Source organism: Paraburkholderia phymatum STM815, from assembly GCF_000020045.1.
Classification (GTDB): domain Bacteria; phylum Pseudomonadota; class Gammaproteobacteria; order Burkholderiales; family Burkholderiaceae; genus Paraburkholderia; species Paraburkholderia phymatum.
In genome coordinates this window covers 360,259-374,004 of sequence record NC_010627.1, presented here as the reverse complement: position 1 = coordinate 374,004, position 13,746 = coordinate 360,259, and the positions used below count along the sequence as shown (strand labels likewise).

Below are 13,746 nucleotides of genomic sequence, written 5' to 3'. Positions count from 1 at the left end.
TGCGGGTGTCCGCTTTAACACAGCCTGCGAGTATCAGAGAATCGTTACTGACTTGCGCATAAGGCGTGGCTGTCACTGCACGAGTCGGCGGCGACGCAGCGCACCTACCGCAAGGAAGCCGAACGGCTGATCCTGTGGGCGATCATCGAGTGGGGGCGCGCGCTGTCGTCGCTCACGACTGAAGATGCCATCGCCTACCGGTCGTTCCTGCGGCATCCGACGCCCCGCAGCCGATGGGTCGGCCCGGTGCGACCCCGCACGTCGCCCGAATGGCGACCCTTCAATGGCAGCCTGTCCGCGCGCTCGGTCGCGCATGCCCTGTCGATTCTCGGCGCGCTGTTCCGCTGGCTTATCGAGCAGCGCTACGTGCTGGTCAATCCGTTTGCTGGCATCAAGGTGCGCGGCGGCCATACCGTAAAGACACTCGACGCGTCACGCGCCTTCACGGACGGCGAATGGGCACTGGTGCGCACGATCGCCGACGGGCTCGAATGGTCTGACGGCTGGACGGTCCCCGCCGCGCAGCGGCTGCGCTTCCTGCTGGATTTCGGCTTTGCGACGGGCCTGCGCGCGGGTGAGCTGGTCGGCGCGACGCTCGGTCACGTCGAGACGGACGCGCGCGGCGAGCACTGGCTGCGTGTCACCGGCAAAGGCGGCAAGATCGCGCGGGTGGCGCTGCCACCGCTCGCGTGGGAAGCCCTGGCGCGCTATCTGGCCGAACGACGCCTGCCGGTTTCGGCGGCACGCTGGCGGCCGGACACGCCGGTCATCGGCAGCCTCGAAGCGGACAGTGACGTGGCGATCAGCAGTGTGCGGCTGTGGGGCGTGCTCGAGCGTTTTCTGCTGCTGGCCGCCAATGCGATCGAGACCGATCACCCGCCGCTCGCACAGAAGCTGCGCCGCGCGAGCCCGCACTGGTTGCGGCACACCCACGCTACCTTCGCGCTCGCGCACGGCGCCGAGCTCACCACGGTGCGCGATAACCTCCGGCATGCGTCCGTGTCGACAACGTCGATCTACCTGCACAGCGATGAGGTGAAGCGGGCGCGGCAGATCGGGGAGGCTTTCGTTGCCAGCAAACGAACCGGTCAGGAATGATCCCACCCAATTTACAATAAACTGGGTGCTGTACAATCATAGAACCGAACGGAAGCGATCACCGGCGCGAGCTGGCTTTTACGGAGCGAATACGATGCGGCCCGATCAGATGACAGCTACCGAGCGCGCGGCGCTCGAACGCCTGCTCGAGCATGCGCGCGGCGACACCCACCAGAGCCGGCGCGTGGCGGATTTCCTGCTGGCCTGGTGGAATGCCGGTGCGTGCGGCGCGTACGATCTTACGACCGGCTGGGCGGTGGACGAGGCGATTGCCGAGGACCTGTGCGTCGTGTTCCGGCTTGCCACCCGCGCGAACAGCTACCCCGATACGCTAGGCTACGGCCCGCAATTCGAGGCCGTCGTGCGGTCCTGGCGTCCCGAACTCGTCAAGGAACACTGACATGGCAACCGAAACCATCGACCAGAAAACCCTCTCCCAGCTCGTGGAAGCCGGCGCCGTACGTGCGGCGCATGTCGTCGGCCACGGCAACGGCTGGACGATCTCGGCACACTATGGCCGGTCTGAGCGTTTTCTCGCGGCCAAGCGCGGCGACGTTCGTGTGTTTCGCAAGCTGGAAACGCTCGTGAGCTTCCTGCGCGACATGGGCATCAGTCACTTCGACGTGGACGCGGCCGGCTACGATCCGCAGACGGCCGGGCGCGTCACCCGACCCGACCGGTCCGCCGCGCTGAAGGAGGCACACGCCGCACGCGCATATGACAGGTGGTTCCGTGAGCAGGTGCGAGAGTCGCTCGACGACCCTCGCCCGAACGTGCCGCACGCGCAGGTGCAGCAGGAGATGGCTGAAAAGAAGGCGGCGTTGCGCAGGAAGATCGCGCGAACCGGGGCTAAATCTTGATCGTCGAGTGGCGCCCGAAGGCACGCGAAGATCGCACCAGGCTTTTCGACTATATCGCACAGGACAACCCCACCGCCGCACTTGAGCTGGATGACCGGATAGAACGACAGACCGACGCGTTGCCCGGGCGTCCCGAACTGTACAAGCCCGGACGTATACGCGGCACCCGTGAAATGGTACTCACGCCCAACTATGTGCTCGTCTACCGGATCAGAAAACAGGTCGGCGTGATAGAAATCGTGCGCATCATCGGTGCACGGCAACGCTACCCAAGGGGCAAACAGGGATCCTGAGGGATCGCGGCAAATCCCTGTCGAACGGACGGCCGATCGTACGCATCCCGCAATCTCCAGGGGCCTCGTCTGCCACACAAATTCATCCAATGCGCGTCTGTTATGGAAGCCCTCGATTTCGAACCTCGCGTACTCGCCAATCGCCGCGGCGTCGCGTTTGCGCTCGCCCACGCGAATAGCACGGTGCAGTGCGTGATCACGCTCACCACGCTGCAAACTCACTTCTGGCTTGATCCCCAGGCCAGCGACACTCAGGTGCTGAAGACGTTCCGGGATGGGTACGGGCGCATCCGCGCCATTGCCGAACGCAAGATGCTCGCTCATCCCGCTGCGAAGCTCGAACTGACGCCGGACGACTTTGCCCGCCCCTGATCCCCACGTCGGCGAGAATGGAATGAGCCGGCACGTCGCGCCTGCCAAAAAAGCCCCCCATCCGATCTGATGGCGGGCGTCTACTACACGCAGCCGGACTCAGGGGCCGTTTTGACCGCCACATCAAGCTGCATTGACAGCGTCCTTGAACCCTTTCCCGGCAGTGAACCTGACGGTTTTTGCCGCAGGTATCGTGATCGTCTCGCCCGTCGAAGGATTGCGGCCCGCACGTTCAGCCCGTGCACCCGTCGAGAACGATCTAACATGTTCTACCGAACATGTCGGATCTCATGTTACGGTGAAGCATATGTTGCGATGTGTTCATCGCGCCGCATGAGAACGGCGCTCGTCTTGCGTTGACAACACATAAATAACAGCGCTCACTGGTCACGCATCGTCATATTGATGGAGGTGCGACCATGTTTGACCATCTTTTCAAGTCCTCCTCGACCGTGGCCCTCCACGCAAGGGCGCCGTACGCCGAGGAGCGAATCAGATATCTCGAACACTGTGAGCGTCGAGGCGATAGGCATCATACGGTGCGACGCAAAGCGTGGAATCTGCTCTGGATCGCGCATCAGCTCGGTGATCGCGCTGATTTGCATCTCACGGTTGACCAGTTGCGATCCATCCTCTTTGACTCTGGCCGCCAGGGAATTCGTTATCGACAGATCGATGGTTACTGGACGCGAAAGCAAATCACCTGTACGGCTCGCGGGTGGCTTCGTTACCTCGGATGTCTCGACAGGCCTGTAGTGCAGAACCCCTTTCAGTCATACCTGGACGACTACTGCAAATGGGCAACAAATGAGCAAGGGCTCGCTGAATCGACGGTCGGACTTTACGCTCGCCGTATCACTCGATTCTTGCGCTGGTACGGACCGGGTGGACGGTCGCTGTCCGAAGTCCGCGTCAGCGATATCGATGCCTATCTCGCGTATGAACGTCGACAAGGATGGGGGCGCCTCACCATTCGTTCAGCCGTAGACGCAATGCGCGCGTTCTTTCGCTTTGGAGGCGTATCGCATTGGTGTAAGCCATCTTTCGCTGCGGCCATTCAGGGACCACGGATTTATTCTCTTGAGAACTTGCCAGCTGGCCCAGCGTGGGTAGACGTGTCGCGCGTGTTTGCAAGTCTCAACTCAACCGATCCGAAGGATATCCGCGCCCGTGCCGTCCTCATGCTGTTGTCAATCTATGGAATGCGGGCAAGCGAAGTCGCTAAGCTACGTCTCGATGATATTGACTGGGAGCGGGATCAGCTTCGTGTGCGTCGAGCCAAACGGCGAGAACTGCAGGTCTACCCGCTTCTTCCGTCGGTTGGCAAGGCCATCGTCGATTACCTGCAGCACGTCCGCCCAAGATCAGCTCACCGTGAGGTTTTCCTCATTCTTATGTCGCCGTTTCGACCATTGTCTGCAAAGGGGATATACGGCGTAGTCTCACCGCGATTGAAGGCGGCAGACGTCCACTGCGCTCATCACGGGCCGCACGCGCTGCGCCACGCTTGCGCCGCCCGTCTCGTTGCACAGGGATTGTCCCTCAAGGAGGTCGGTGATCATCTCGGACATCGCAGTACAAGAGCTACACGTATTTACACGAAGGTCGATCTGGCTGGTCTGCGCGAGGTTGCGGCATTTGATCTGGGAGAATTGTCATGAAACTCAGGGATATGGTCAACGCCTATATCGATTGTCAGCGCTCGCGAGGTCTTAGCTTTTGTTCGGACGTCAAGGTGCTCCGGTTTTATTGCCGCACCATGGGAGATGTCACCGTCGAAGAAGTCCGGCCGGAATCGGTTCTGGCATTTATTGCAGGATGCGGTCCGGTCACCGCACGTTGGGTTCAGAACTATCGCATCCTTGGGCGGCTGTATCGCTATGCAATCGGACGCGGGCTGGCATCGGTCTCGCCACTCCCGGCTCAGATCCCGAGACTTCCGCCGCCATTGACACCGTACATCTACTCAGTTGCGGAACTCGAGCGGCTATTGACGGCGACCGCTGTCTTGCCGAAGCAAGCCCTAACCATGCGTACTCTGCTCCTTTTGCTCTACGGGACAGGGATGCGTATCGGTGAAGCGCTGTCACTTACGATCCAGGATGTCGACCTTCTGACACGTGTGATTATAATTCGGGATACGAAATTTTATAAGACGAGAATGGTGCCTATTGGCCCGCGACTGACAATGGTGCTCGCCGATTATCTGGGACATCGATCCCAACTACCCCTGCCTGCCGGTGATTCCTCCGTGTTCTTGTCAACCCGCACGGGCCACCGACTCACCTATGCGTGGATCAACGGACAATTTCGTCGGGTGCGACAGGCTGCGGATATTCGGCGCGAGGACGGAGCGCGTTATCAGCCCCGCATCCACGACATTAGACACACCGCGGCCGTGCATCGAATTATCGCGTGGTATCGGGCCGGTGATGACGTCCAACGGTTACTGCCGCAACTCGCAACATACTTTGGCCACGTCGGTGTCGCGTCAACGCAGCAGTACATCAGCATCACCACCGAGCTGATGCACGAAGCCAGTCTGCGCTTCGAGCGCTATGCTCAACTGGAGATCCGCCATGCGTGACCATACCTTGCTCGGTCCTTGGGTTCGTCGATTCCTGCTCGAGTATCTCGTCACAGACCGCAACCTCGCTCGGAATACACAGGCCAGCTATCGCGATACGCTGACCCTCCTGCTGCCGTATCTGAGCAAAGACAGGAAGACGTCGGCTGACCGCCTTACGATCGATGACCTCTCGCCTTCGCTGTTGCGCTCCTTCCTCGCATATCTGGAAAAGGAGAGAGGCTGCAGCGGTGTCACGCGCAATACGCGTCTTGCCACGATACATTCACTCGCCAGGTTCATCGGCATGCATAGTCCTGAACATGTCGCCTGGAGTGCGGAAATTCGCGCGATTCCCTTCAGGAAGACGCCGAAGGCGACCCTGACGTACATGGACAAGCCGGAAATTGATGCGCTATTGCAGGTTCCTGACATACGGACACCATTGGGCAGACGCGACTATGCACTGCTGCTATTCATGTACAACACTGGCGCACGTGCAGACGAAGTTGCCCATCTCACTGTCGGTGACTGCGTATTGCACGGCTCTCTGTCTGTCAGACTAGTCGGCAAAGCTAATAAAGCGCGGTGGTGTCCCCTATGGGCCGACGTCGCTGACGTGCTACGACCATTCGTTGCTGGACGCGCCACCCACGACTTCGTATTCCTTAACCGGCTCGGTCAACCATTGACACGCTTTGGTATCTATGGACTCGTTCGCCGGGTCGTTGAGCGAGCAGCAGAGACCTCACCATCTCTCGCCGCAAAGCAGATCAGCCCGCATTGCATAAGGCATTCGTGCGCGGTCCATCTACTTCGCTCTGGCAATGACATCAACACGATTCGGGCCTGGTTGGGGCACGTCTCGTTGGACACTACTAATATCTATGCAGAGGTCGATCTCGAAATGAAAGCGAAGGCTCTCGCGTCCTGTGACATTCCACAAATGCAGTCGAACCAGCCCTGGCACACTGAACCCGGAATCATGGGGTTTCTGAAATCGTTATGAGGATCGCCGGCCAAAATTAATGTTGCGGCCATCGGAGCTGAGTGACGCGCCGGCAGACTTTTCGCGCGTCACCGCAACATAAGCGGCACCGCAACATGAGAGCCGAAGCCGACCAGCTGCACCGTCTCGCCACGCGTAACGGCAGCCGTTACGGCCTCAAGGATGGCATCAATGGCTTCGCCCGTGCTGGACTTGCTTTCGCCCGTGCTGGTGGCGACTGCGTCGATGAGTTCGTGCTTGTTCATGTATAAAGCTCCCTCTGTCTGATTCCCGCCCATTGCGGGACAGGCGCATACCCTAACGCATGTGCAACGCGCAAGGCAACTCGCACAGCCGGGTGGCCGCCATTCTGTTGACGGGGTTGTGGCGAAGCCGGTCAGGTACGCACGTGCGGGCAGCCGGTTAGTTGCACCTTGTTCGAGGTCACACGTTGAATGCACCCGGTTGCAGCGATATGCTTCGCACCTTGCGCGACGATCAAACCAGACGGGTACGAACGGGAACGACCAATGCAACGGCGACGCATCACATCACGACGCTCCCCGGTACATGGCAGGGGCGTGTTTGCCCTACAGCCCATCGCCGCCGGCGAGCGGCTCATCGAGTACGCGGGAGAAGTGACCAGCTGGCGACGCGCCGCTGCCCGTCAGCAATCCGAAACCGGACACACGTTTGTTTTTGGTCTATCGGATGGACGGGTCATCGACGGCAGCCGCGGTGGCAACAGCGCGCGCTTCATCAACCACGCATGCGCGCCAAACTGCGAGGCCATCGAGACGGGCGATCGCGTCTTTATCCATGCGCTCATCGACATTCAGCCTGGCGATGAGCTCTTTATCGATTACGGCCTTGCGGTCGATGGCGAGATCACTGACGATATTCGCGCCCACTACGCATGCCATTGCGGCGACGTTACCTGTCGGCAGTCGATGCTCGCCCGCACGGTCACGTCACGGTGATGATGCATACGCGAACGCGTTCAAGATGTCCGCCTGGCTTTTGGACAATGCATAGCGCGCGCGCCACACTTTTTGCTGGGCGCCTGATGTCGACCCGTTGCTGCTGGTCAAGCCTTCGGAGTTCCAGGGACAGGTATCAGAGCGAAACGGCCATTCAGTACCGTAACTAGATGACAAGTCATCACGCCGCATTTGGTCGCGGAAATTTCACTATCGTGATCTGAACAGTGTGCGCATTTGACGCGCGACGCAAGACGTGAAGAGCCAAGGCACTCGCGCTCGCATAAGGCAGCGTTTTTGCGGGATTCTGAACGGGGCAAGCGCCAGCTTGCCCAATCAGACGGCCCCGCCCACGGGCCGGCCGCGAATGCCTTGGCGACAAGGTGCTCGCGTTTGCATCAGGCAGCGTTGTTTGAGTGAGACCAATGCAGCCACGCCCACCGACTGTCGCGAACACCCTTGACGAGGTCTACGTACCGCGATGAACGATTACCGAACTTAGGGCCGATCGCTAAATGCATAAACCCCGCCGAAGCAGGGTTCTGATACTTTACGAGGCCGTGGATTATTGTGCGGCCTTCTTGTGCGTCACATGGTGACTCACCTTATGCATGTGCTTCGTCGACTTGTGTGCAGGCGCCGGCGTGGTGGCGGTCGTGGCCGGAGCCGGAGCCGTAGCTGCTGGTGCGGTCGCCGCGGGTGCGGATGCCTGGGCGAACGCGACAGTAGCAAACAGGGATGTAATCAAGGCGGCAGCAAGCTTCTTCATTCGGAGTCTCCAGTGGTAAGGCGACGATTCATTGCGTCGTCCACTGCCATACCGCGTGGGGATGGGTTTCGTTGACGTCAGGCAAGCGGTTTTGTGAACTTGTTCCGACACCACTGCACCTTCGACGTCATTGAATCTCCTTGCCGCCGCCCGACCGCCGATACGACCACGCCAGCGGCGATCATGGCCGCGGATCGTCGTGCGCATCGGTGCTGTACTTCAACGCGGGTTCCACCATGGGAAGTGGCGATGTCCACCCTGGACACCCAAAAGCGGCACTACTTGCCGGAAAATTCGTTGCGTTCCTGGATGGCGAGAACCGCTAACCGAGATATCGCACGTTCGCCGAAGCGCCAAACACCTCGTTGACGATCTCGACCAGGTGATCGTGGTGACTGAGAAAGATCACCTGCATGCGCGTAGCCAGTCCGGCCAGCACGCGAAGCCCTGCCTTCGCACGCCTGTCGTCGAAATTGATGAACAGGTCATCGGCAACGAAAGGCAGCGCGGAACCACGCTCGCAATGCAGTTCGAGCGCGGCAAGACGTAACGCCAGATAGAGCTGGTCACGCGTCCCCTCACTCATGCCACTGATCTCCACGCGTTTGCCGCCCGCGCGCACGGCGGCCAGCGCCAGCGGCTGGCTGTCGTAGTCGACCGAAAGACGTTCGAACGCACCGAGCGTCAGCTCCGAAAAGATTGCGCTCGCGCGTGCCAGCATGGGCCCCTGACGACGCTCCCGATACCGGTCGACGGCCCAGCGCAGCAACGTGGACGCGGTCTCGACCTTGATGAAGCGTTCGGCCGCTTCGGCCATGGCGGCGAGCGCCTCCTGGCGTTTTGCTTCTGCAATCGCCGCATTCGCGCCGCCCGAGATCGCCGCCAGTTGCTGACGCGCCTCGGCCACCCTGGTCGCCATCTCAGCCCGTGCATTGACCGAGTCCGTCAGCGCGATGCCCACACTAAGCAGATCGGCCTGGACCGTCTGCAAATCGGTCGCGTCGACTTCCTCGGCGAGTTCTTCGATGCTCAGGCCGTCGCCATCGTTGACGAGACTCCTGTGCGCCTGCCCGATGGTCGCCGCCAGTTCGCGCTTGTGGTCCGAACGCGCGATCAGCGGACGCAGCAGGTCCGGCTTGTCGACAGCGGCAAGCGCATAGAGCGGACGCAGCTGCGCTGTCGCCTCATCCACCTCCGCACGGGCGAGGCGAACGCGCTCCGACACGTCCCCCAGTTCGTTCGTCAGGCGCTGAGATTCGGCCTGCACAGCCCGTGCCGACGACAGACGTCGCGAGAGTTCGATCGAAATGGCTTTCGCATCCGCTTCCGGCATCGACACGTCGAATTTGACCGCGAGCCTGATGGCATCTGCGGAAAAGTCCGCCAGGGCGGCACGCATCGGATCGATCTGCACGTTGCGGATAGCTGCGATTTCATCGAGCTGTTCGCGAACCGTCCTGGCGATTCCGAGCGCAGCCCCGGTCGCGGCATCCGAATCCGCGACGGCAGACAGACCCGCTTTCGTCATGGCGGCGGCCCATTGATCCTTCCAGTGACCGTGGGCATCGTCGTGCACGTCCACCTCCCGACGCAAGCTCGCCACATCGGCCTGAGCCGCTTCGATCTGCCCGGCGAGCAGGCGCTGCGTCGTCGCCGCCTGGGTGCATTCGTTCACGTAGCTCTCGGCCATCGTGCACAAGCCTTGGAGCTCGACCGGCACCGGGCCGCTCAGCCCCGCCTGGACAAGACAACCGGCGAGCCGTGCCCGGCACGATTCAACCTCCGCGCGCTCGCGTTCGAGTTCACCCGTGCTCTTTTCGAGTGCTGCGGATGCCTGCAGCGCGCTTTCGCGGCGCGTGATCCACGAGGCGATATCGTCGAGCGCCATGCCCGCCAGTTGCTGTTCGGATACGACCGACGCCCAGGCCGCGTCGAAGCGCGCGAGGGCCTCTTCTGCCTCGGCAACGCGCTGGCCATGGCGCAGGGCCGTTTGCTTCGTTTCGAGAACCCGCTGTTTCAGGTTCGACAGTTCCGTCGCTTCCGTGACCGAGCCGACCTGCCGGTCGGACAGATCGTCTGTCACCGTCATTGCGGCTTCGAATTGCGGCGCGCCGTCCGCCACCGACACCGCGCCATCCCTGATCGCCGCCCATGCCGCGTCGCGGACCCCGCGCGCCTGCACAACGACCTCACCCGTCACGATCTGATGCGCCTGCTGGAACGAATCGTGTTCGGCAACGGCCAGACGTTCGCCCTCGCGTGCTTCATCGAGTCGGTCGCGTGCGCGCATGAGACGCGAAACGAGATCATCGCGCTCGGCACGCAACGACGCGACACGTTCCGTCGACGGCAAGGTCATCGACTTCAGCGCCGGCAACGGACGGCTCCATTTGCCGAGCGCCGCAAGACTCGCATCCAGCGTGCGTTGTGCGTCGGCGGCGGCATCCGTCAACCGGCGCTGCACGAGTTCGTTTTCCCTGTATCGTTGCCCGGAACGCAGTGCGGCCTGGACATCGTCGGGAACTTCCCCAGCGGGCAGGCTCTCCAGCTTGCGGCCAAGGTCGGCGATCTCTGCCAGCTTCCTTTCTAACGCCTGCTGTGCGTTGACGACCGACTGCTCAAGCTTGCCGCGGTCGCGCATCAGGCTCTCGACCGTATGCAACGCTAGCGCCGAGGGCACGCTATTACGCGCCGCGAGTTCATCCCGAGGCCATTCGAGTTGCGCGCAGGCATCGGCGACCTGACGCACGAGCAACGAGACCTGCTGTTCGAGGCGCGCGATGTCCGCTTCGTGGTCGCCGCATCGGTGACGCGTGCTTTCCAGCGCCTCAACTTCGCTCTGGAACGCCAGCGCGGTCTGATCGACGTCCATGTTGTCGAGCGCGCCTTGCAGCTCGCCCGCGCGCCGCAGATGCACCTCGAGCGCGCTGTCGGCTGCCGCCAGTTTTCTCAACGCGCCTTGCAGCGTGGTGTCGGCATCGTGCGGCAGATCGATCACCTCGCCCAGCGTGCGCAGCTCGGCGGTCTTCTGCCGCCACACGGCAAGATGGTGCGTGACGCGGCGAATGCGCTCCAGGCGGCTGCGTTTCAGTTCCAGCTCGCCATGCTGGCGCTCTGCGGATTGCTTGCCTTCCAGCGCGTCGTCGACTGTCTCCTGCGCAGCCCGCCAGGCGGACGTCCGGACTACGGCGGCTCTCAGTTCGGCGCTTGCGTCATCCAGTTGCTTCTGCCCGACGTAATAGGCGCGCTCGCCAGACTTGCGTTTGCTCCACAGGCGGTCGGCCTCTTGCGCGAGCCGCTCCCGCACGGGACCCAGGCTCGAGATGCCTGCCGCCGACTGGAATAGCACCTGCCCCACGTCGCTGGACGCATCAAGAATGCTCTGCCCGCCTTTGATCAGCGACGTGTGATCGAGGCAGAACATCTGTTCGAAGAACGCCTTGTCGGCCTCGCCGAGAAACGGAACGAGCGCTTCGCCCGCGAGCGGCTCGCCCGTCGGCGCGGACAGGGACGCCTTTCTCGCCTTCGACCGATGAAACGCCAGCGACTGATCCGAATGCTCGATTACCGCGCCCAGCCGCAGTTCGCTCTGAGGATGAACGAAATCCAGCGGCGAGCTGTGCGGCATGCCGAACAACAGTTCGGTGATCGCCGTCTTGATCGTGGACTTGCCGGCTTCGTTGGGTCCGACGAGAAAGTGAAAATCGTGCGACGAGCGGGGAAACGCCACCGCTTCATCGGAGAACTTGCCGTAGCGGATCAGTCCGAGCTTGCCAATGCGCATGGTTCAGTTCGCCTTCGCCACCTGTTCAACCAGCCCGGCGCGCACTGCACGCACCAGTCCCGTCAGTTCGCCGTTGCGCACATCGAAGAGCGCCGGCACCATCTCTTGCAGTTCGTGAGGCGAATGCGTCGCCAGCCCGATCAGCCGCTCTTTCAGCATCGCGAGAAAGTCCGGATCGGACTCGGCTTCGACGAGCAGGTTGTGCAGATCCGCGATGGCATCTGCGCGATCGAGCACGGCAGTGCTATCGCCCAGCGGGCTCGTCTCGATGCGCACTTTCTCCAGCCACAGACGGTCGTGGCTGAGACCCGCGATCTGCGCAAGCACTTCGGCGCGCAATTGCGGCTCGAGTCCGAACAGCTCGCCATGCGCCGCAGTCCTTCCCGTGACCGTCACGCGCACGGCATGCGGCACTGTCGCCGACGCCGATTCCGCGAGCATCTCCAGATGGCTACCCACGGCGCGCGCGACATCGTTGAGCGTCGCGCAAGCCGAGGCATCGACCTCCACCGCTTCCCAACGCAGCACATCGACGAAGAGGCGCTCGATGTCGATCTCGCCCGAATCGTCGACCGTCACCATGACGGCGCCGCGACGCCCGGTCTCGCGGATATTGCGGCCTTGCAGATTGCCCGGGAATACGACCGTCGACCGGTCCTGCCACATAGCAAACTCGTGCACGTGCCCGAGCGCCCAGTAGTGATAGCCCTTGCCATGCAGTTCCGCCAGTGAACACGGCGCATAGCTCGCGTGGGCGGCATTGCCTTCGAGCGCCGTATGGAGCACGCCGATGTTGAAATAGCCGGATACAGGCGCCGGGTAGCCGGTGACGAGGTTCACGGTCGTCTCCCGTTCCTTGAAGCTGTGGCCGTGCAACGCGACTTTCAGCGCATCGATCCGGAACGTCTCCGCCTTGCGTGTCGAGAACGTGCGGACGTTGTCGGGCAGTTGCAGCTGCTTCGTCATTTCGCTTTCGGCGTCGTGATTGCCGAACAGCACGAACACGGGAATCTCTGCGCGTCGCAGCCGGCCCATCTCCCTGCAGAAAAAGATGCCCGTGTTGTGGTCGCGCCAGGTTCCGTCGTACAGGTCGCCCGCGATCACCATGAAATCGACGGATTCGTCGATGGCGATCGTCACCAGCGACGAGAACGCCTCGCGCGTCGAATTGCGCAGCATCGCCGCAGGCGCGTCCGCATAAGCACTCAAGCCGTGAAGCGGACTGTCGAGATGAATATCCGCTGCATGGATAAACCGCATGTTCACTCCCCGATTGAACGATTGGCCGTCGACGTGCACAGCCGTGGCCTGCCGATGCCGGACGTCGATTCTAAGCGAAACGACGACCGCGTCGATGATGGCGATGTCTCGGCCGACATCGCTTGTGATGCGCGCGCACGGTCCAGATCGACGCGGGCAGTCCCCATGATCGACGGCGAGCTGACGGACGCAACGGACGCAACGCAACCGAAATGCGTGGTTACCCGGTCACTGTGGCGCGGCGTTACAGCCCGGCATTCGCTTTTTCCGTCTTCTCATATCCGCACAGTCAACAACTCCCTTGCGGTTTGTCTGCCTCGTGGGCAACTGTACGGGCTTACCACGTTCCCGTTCCATCACACGCCCGGTTTAGGACCCGTCTTCTCGCCGGTGGTCCTTGCTGACGACGTGCTCCGAACTGTGAGCGGAGCAACCGTCCACGCACCGTTTTGGTTAATGCCTATCAGCAGCTTTGGGACCTTTCATATGACGACGTTTATCAACGGTTCACATTCGTTATCCCTGCCGGTCAGCGACGCGTCTTGGCCCTGTCGCTGCTTGGAGCCTCCATATGCCGCCTCGCGACGGCACACGCTTTCGGACTACGGCTTTCCGAAGGGCTTCACCGAAAGCCGTTCCAGCTTCCGATGCCTTCCTAGGCTACCGCTGGTCGTACACGGGGGTTCTCTATCGCAAGCGCTACCGCGAGTGAACAATGATGAAGCCAGCATGCACTGCGCCTCCACTGGGAGCCTCATGCTTCGTGTCGCACCGCA

General features: G+C 61.7%; 11 protein-coding genes and 3 pseudogenes. 9 read left to right on the top strand and 5 right to left on the bottom strand.

What is annotated here, in order from left to right; all coding sequences use genetic code 11:
• Nucleotides 1-54: 54 nt before the first annotated feature.
• The 5 genes and pseudogenes from BPHY_RS37565 to BPHY_RS37545 form a co-directional block, all read left to right on the top strand.
• Nucleotides 55-1,098 (top strand): annotated as a pseudogene (locus BPHY_RS37565) (tyrosine-type recombinase/integrase); the annotation flags it as partial.
• A gap of 94 nt (nucleotides 1,099-1,192) precedes the next feature.
• A complete protein-coding gene (locus tag BPHY_RS37560) occupies nucleotides 1,193-1,498 on the top strand; it encodes a DUF7673 family protein (RefSeq protein ID WP_012406681.1) in 306 nt (101 codons plus the stop codon).
• A gap of 1 nt (nucleotide 1,499) precedes the next feature.
• Complete coding sequence (locus BPHY_RS37555) at nucleotides 1,500-1,958, top strand: antitoxin PaaA2 family protein (RefSeq protein WP_012406680.1); 459 nt, start codon at nucleotides 1,500-1,502, stop codon at nucleotides 1,956-1,958.
• Nucleotides 1,955-2,251 (top strand): type II toxin-antitoxin system RelE/ParE family toxin, encoded by a 297-nt coding sequence (locus tag BPHY_RS37550; RefSeq protein WP_012406679.1) that lies wholly within the window; start codon nucleotides 1,955-1,957, stop codon nucleotides 2,249-2,251. Before BPHY_RS37555 ends, BPHY_RS37550 begins: the two co-directional genes overlap by 4 nt.
• A gap of 102 nt (nucleotides 2,252-2,353) precedes the next feature.
• The gene (locus BPHY_RS37545) at nucleotides 2,354-2,623 is read left to right on the top strand and encodes a DUF1488 family protein (protein ID WP_012406678.1); all 270 of its coding nucleotides are present in this window, start codon (nucleotides 2,354-2,356) and stop codon (nucleotides 2,621-2,623) included.
• Nucleotides 2,624-2,746: 123 nt separating this feature from the next.
• Here BPHY_RS37545 and BPHY_RS40950 read toward each other — a convergent pair.
• Nucleotides 2,747-2,881, bottom strand: a pseudogene (locus BPHY_RS40950) (HU family DNA-binding protein); the annotation flags it as partial.
• A gap of 161 nt (nucleotides 2,882-3,042) precedes the next feature.
• Between BPHY_RS40950 and BPHY_RS40945 the strand changes: the two are divergent.
• Genes BPHY_RS40945 through BPHY_RS37525 form a run of 3 tightly spaced genes read left to right on the top strand, consistent with a single transcriptional unit; the run spans nucleotide 3,043 to nucleotide 6,198 of the window.
• Complete coding sequence (locus BPHY_RS40945; RefSeq protein ID WP_012406677.1) at nucleotides 3,043-4,284, top strand: site-specific integrase; 1,242 nt, start codon at nucleotides 3,043-3,045, stop codon at nucleotides 4,282-4,284.
• Entirely contained in the window at nucleotides 4,281-5,210 is a 930-nt protein-coding gene (locus tag BPHY_RS37530) for a tyrosine-type recombinase/integrase (RefSeq protein WP_012406676.1), read from the top strand. Before BPHY_RS40945 ends, BPHY_RS37530 begins: the two co-directional genes overlap by 4 nt.
• On the top strand, nucleotides 5,203-6,198 hold the full coding sequence (locus tag BPHY_RS37525; RefSeq protein WP_012406675.1) for a tyrosine-type recombinase/integrase: 996 nt from the start codon (nucleotides 5,203-5,205) through the stop codon (nucleotides 6,196-6,198). Before BPHY_RS37530 ends, BPHY_RS37525 begins: the two co-directional genes overlap by 8 nt.
• Before the next feature lie 98 nt (nucleotides 6,199-6,296).
• On the opposite strand, the pseudogene BPHY_RS37520 reads toward BPHY_RS37525, so the two are convergent.
• Nucleotides 6,297-6,443, bottom strand: a pseudogene (locus BPHY_RS37520) (HU family DNA-binding protein); the annotation flags it as partial.
• A gap of 264 nt (nucleotides 6,444-6,707) precedes the next feature.
• Here BPHY_RS37520 and BPHY_RS37515 point away from each other — a divergent pair.
• Complete coding sequence (locus tag BPHY_RS37515; RefSeq protein WP_012406673.1) at nucleotides 6,708-7,157, top strand: SET domain-containing protein; 450 nt, start codon at nucleotides 6,708-6,710, stop codon at nucleotides 7,155-7,157.
• A gap of 565 nt (nucleotides 7,158-7,722) precedes the next feature.
• Here BPHY_RS37515 and BPHY_RS37510 read toward each other — a convergent pair.
• From BPHY_RS37510 to BPHY_RS37500, 3 genes are all read right to left on the bottom strand, one after another.
• The gene (locus BPHY_RS37510) at nucleotides 7,723-7,926 is read right to left on the bottom strand and encodes a hypothetical protein (protein ID WP_041766601.1); all 204 of its coding nucleotides are present in this window, start codon (nucleotides 7,924-7,926) and stop codon (nucleotides 7,723-7,725) included.
• Nucleotides 7,927-8,248: 322 nt separating this feature from the next.
• A complete protein-coding gene (locus BPHY_RS37505; RefSeq protein ID WP_012406672.1) occupies nucleotides 8,249-11,710 on the bottom strand; it encodes an ATP-binding protein in 3,462 nt (1,153 codons plus the stop codon).
• A gap of 3 nt (nucleotides 11,711-11,713) precedes the next feature.
• A complete protein-coding gene (locus tag BPHY_RS37500; protein ID WP_012406671.1) occupies nucleotides 11,714-12,970 on the bottom strand; it encodes a metallophosphoesterase family protein in 1,257 nt (418 codons plus the stop codon).
• Nucleotides 12,971-13,746: the final 776 nt, after the last annotated feature.

Bases quoted from the DNA above. Each gene is read 5' to 3' on its own strand.
- BPHY_RS37500 (WP_012406671.1), bottom strand. From the start codon at position 12,970: ATGCGGTTTATCCATGCAGCGGATATTCATCTCGACAGTCCGCTTCAC.
- BPHY_RS37560 (WP_012406681.1), top strand. From the start codon at position 1,193: ATGCGGCCCGATCAGATGACAGCTACCGAGCGCGCGGCGCTCGAACGC.
- BPHY_RS37525 (WP_012406675.1), top strand. From the start codon at position 5,203: ATGCGTGACCATACCTTGCTCGGTCCTTGGGTTCGTCGATTCCTGCTC.
- BPHY_RS37515 (WP_012406673.1), top strand. From the start codon at position 6,708: ATGCAACGGCGACGCATCACATCACGACGCTCCCCGGTACATGGCAGG.
- BPHY_RS40945 (WP_012406677.1), top strand. From the start codon at position 3,043: ATGTTTGACCATCTTTTCAAGTCCTCCTCGACCGTGGCCCTCCACGCA.
- BPHY_RS37510 (WP_041766601.1), bottom strand. From the start codon at position 7,926: ATGAAGAAGCTTGCTGCCGCCTTGATTACATCCCTGTTTGCTACTGTC.
- BPHY_RS37530 (WP_012406676.1), top strand. From the start codon at position 4,281: ATGAAACTCAGGGATATGGTCAACGCCTATATCGATTGTCAGCGCTCG.
- BPHY_RS37505 (WP_012406672.1), bottom strand. From the start codon at position 11,710: ATGCGCATTGGCAAGCTCGGACTGATCCGCTACGGCAAGTTCTCCGAT.
- BPHY_RS37545 (WP_012406678.1), top strand. From the start codon at position 2,354: ATGGAAGCCCTCGATTTCGAACCTCGCGTACTCGCCAATCGCCGCGGC.
- BPHY_RS37555 (WP_012406680.1), top strand. From the start codon at position 1,500: ATGGCAACCGAAACCATCGACCAGAAAACCCTCTCCCAGCTCGTGGAA.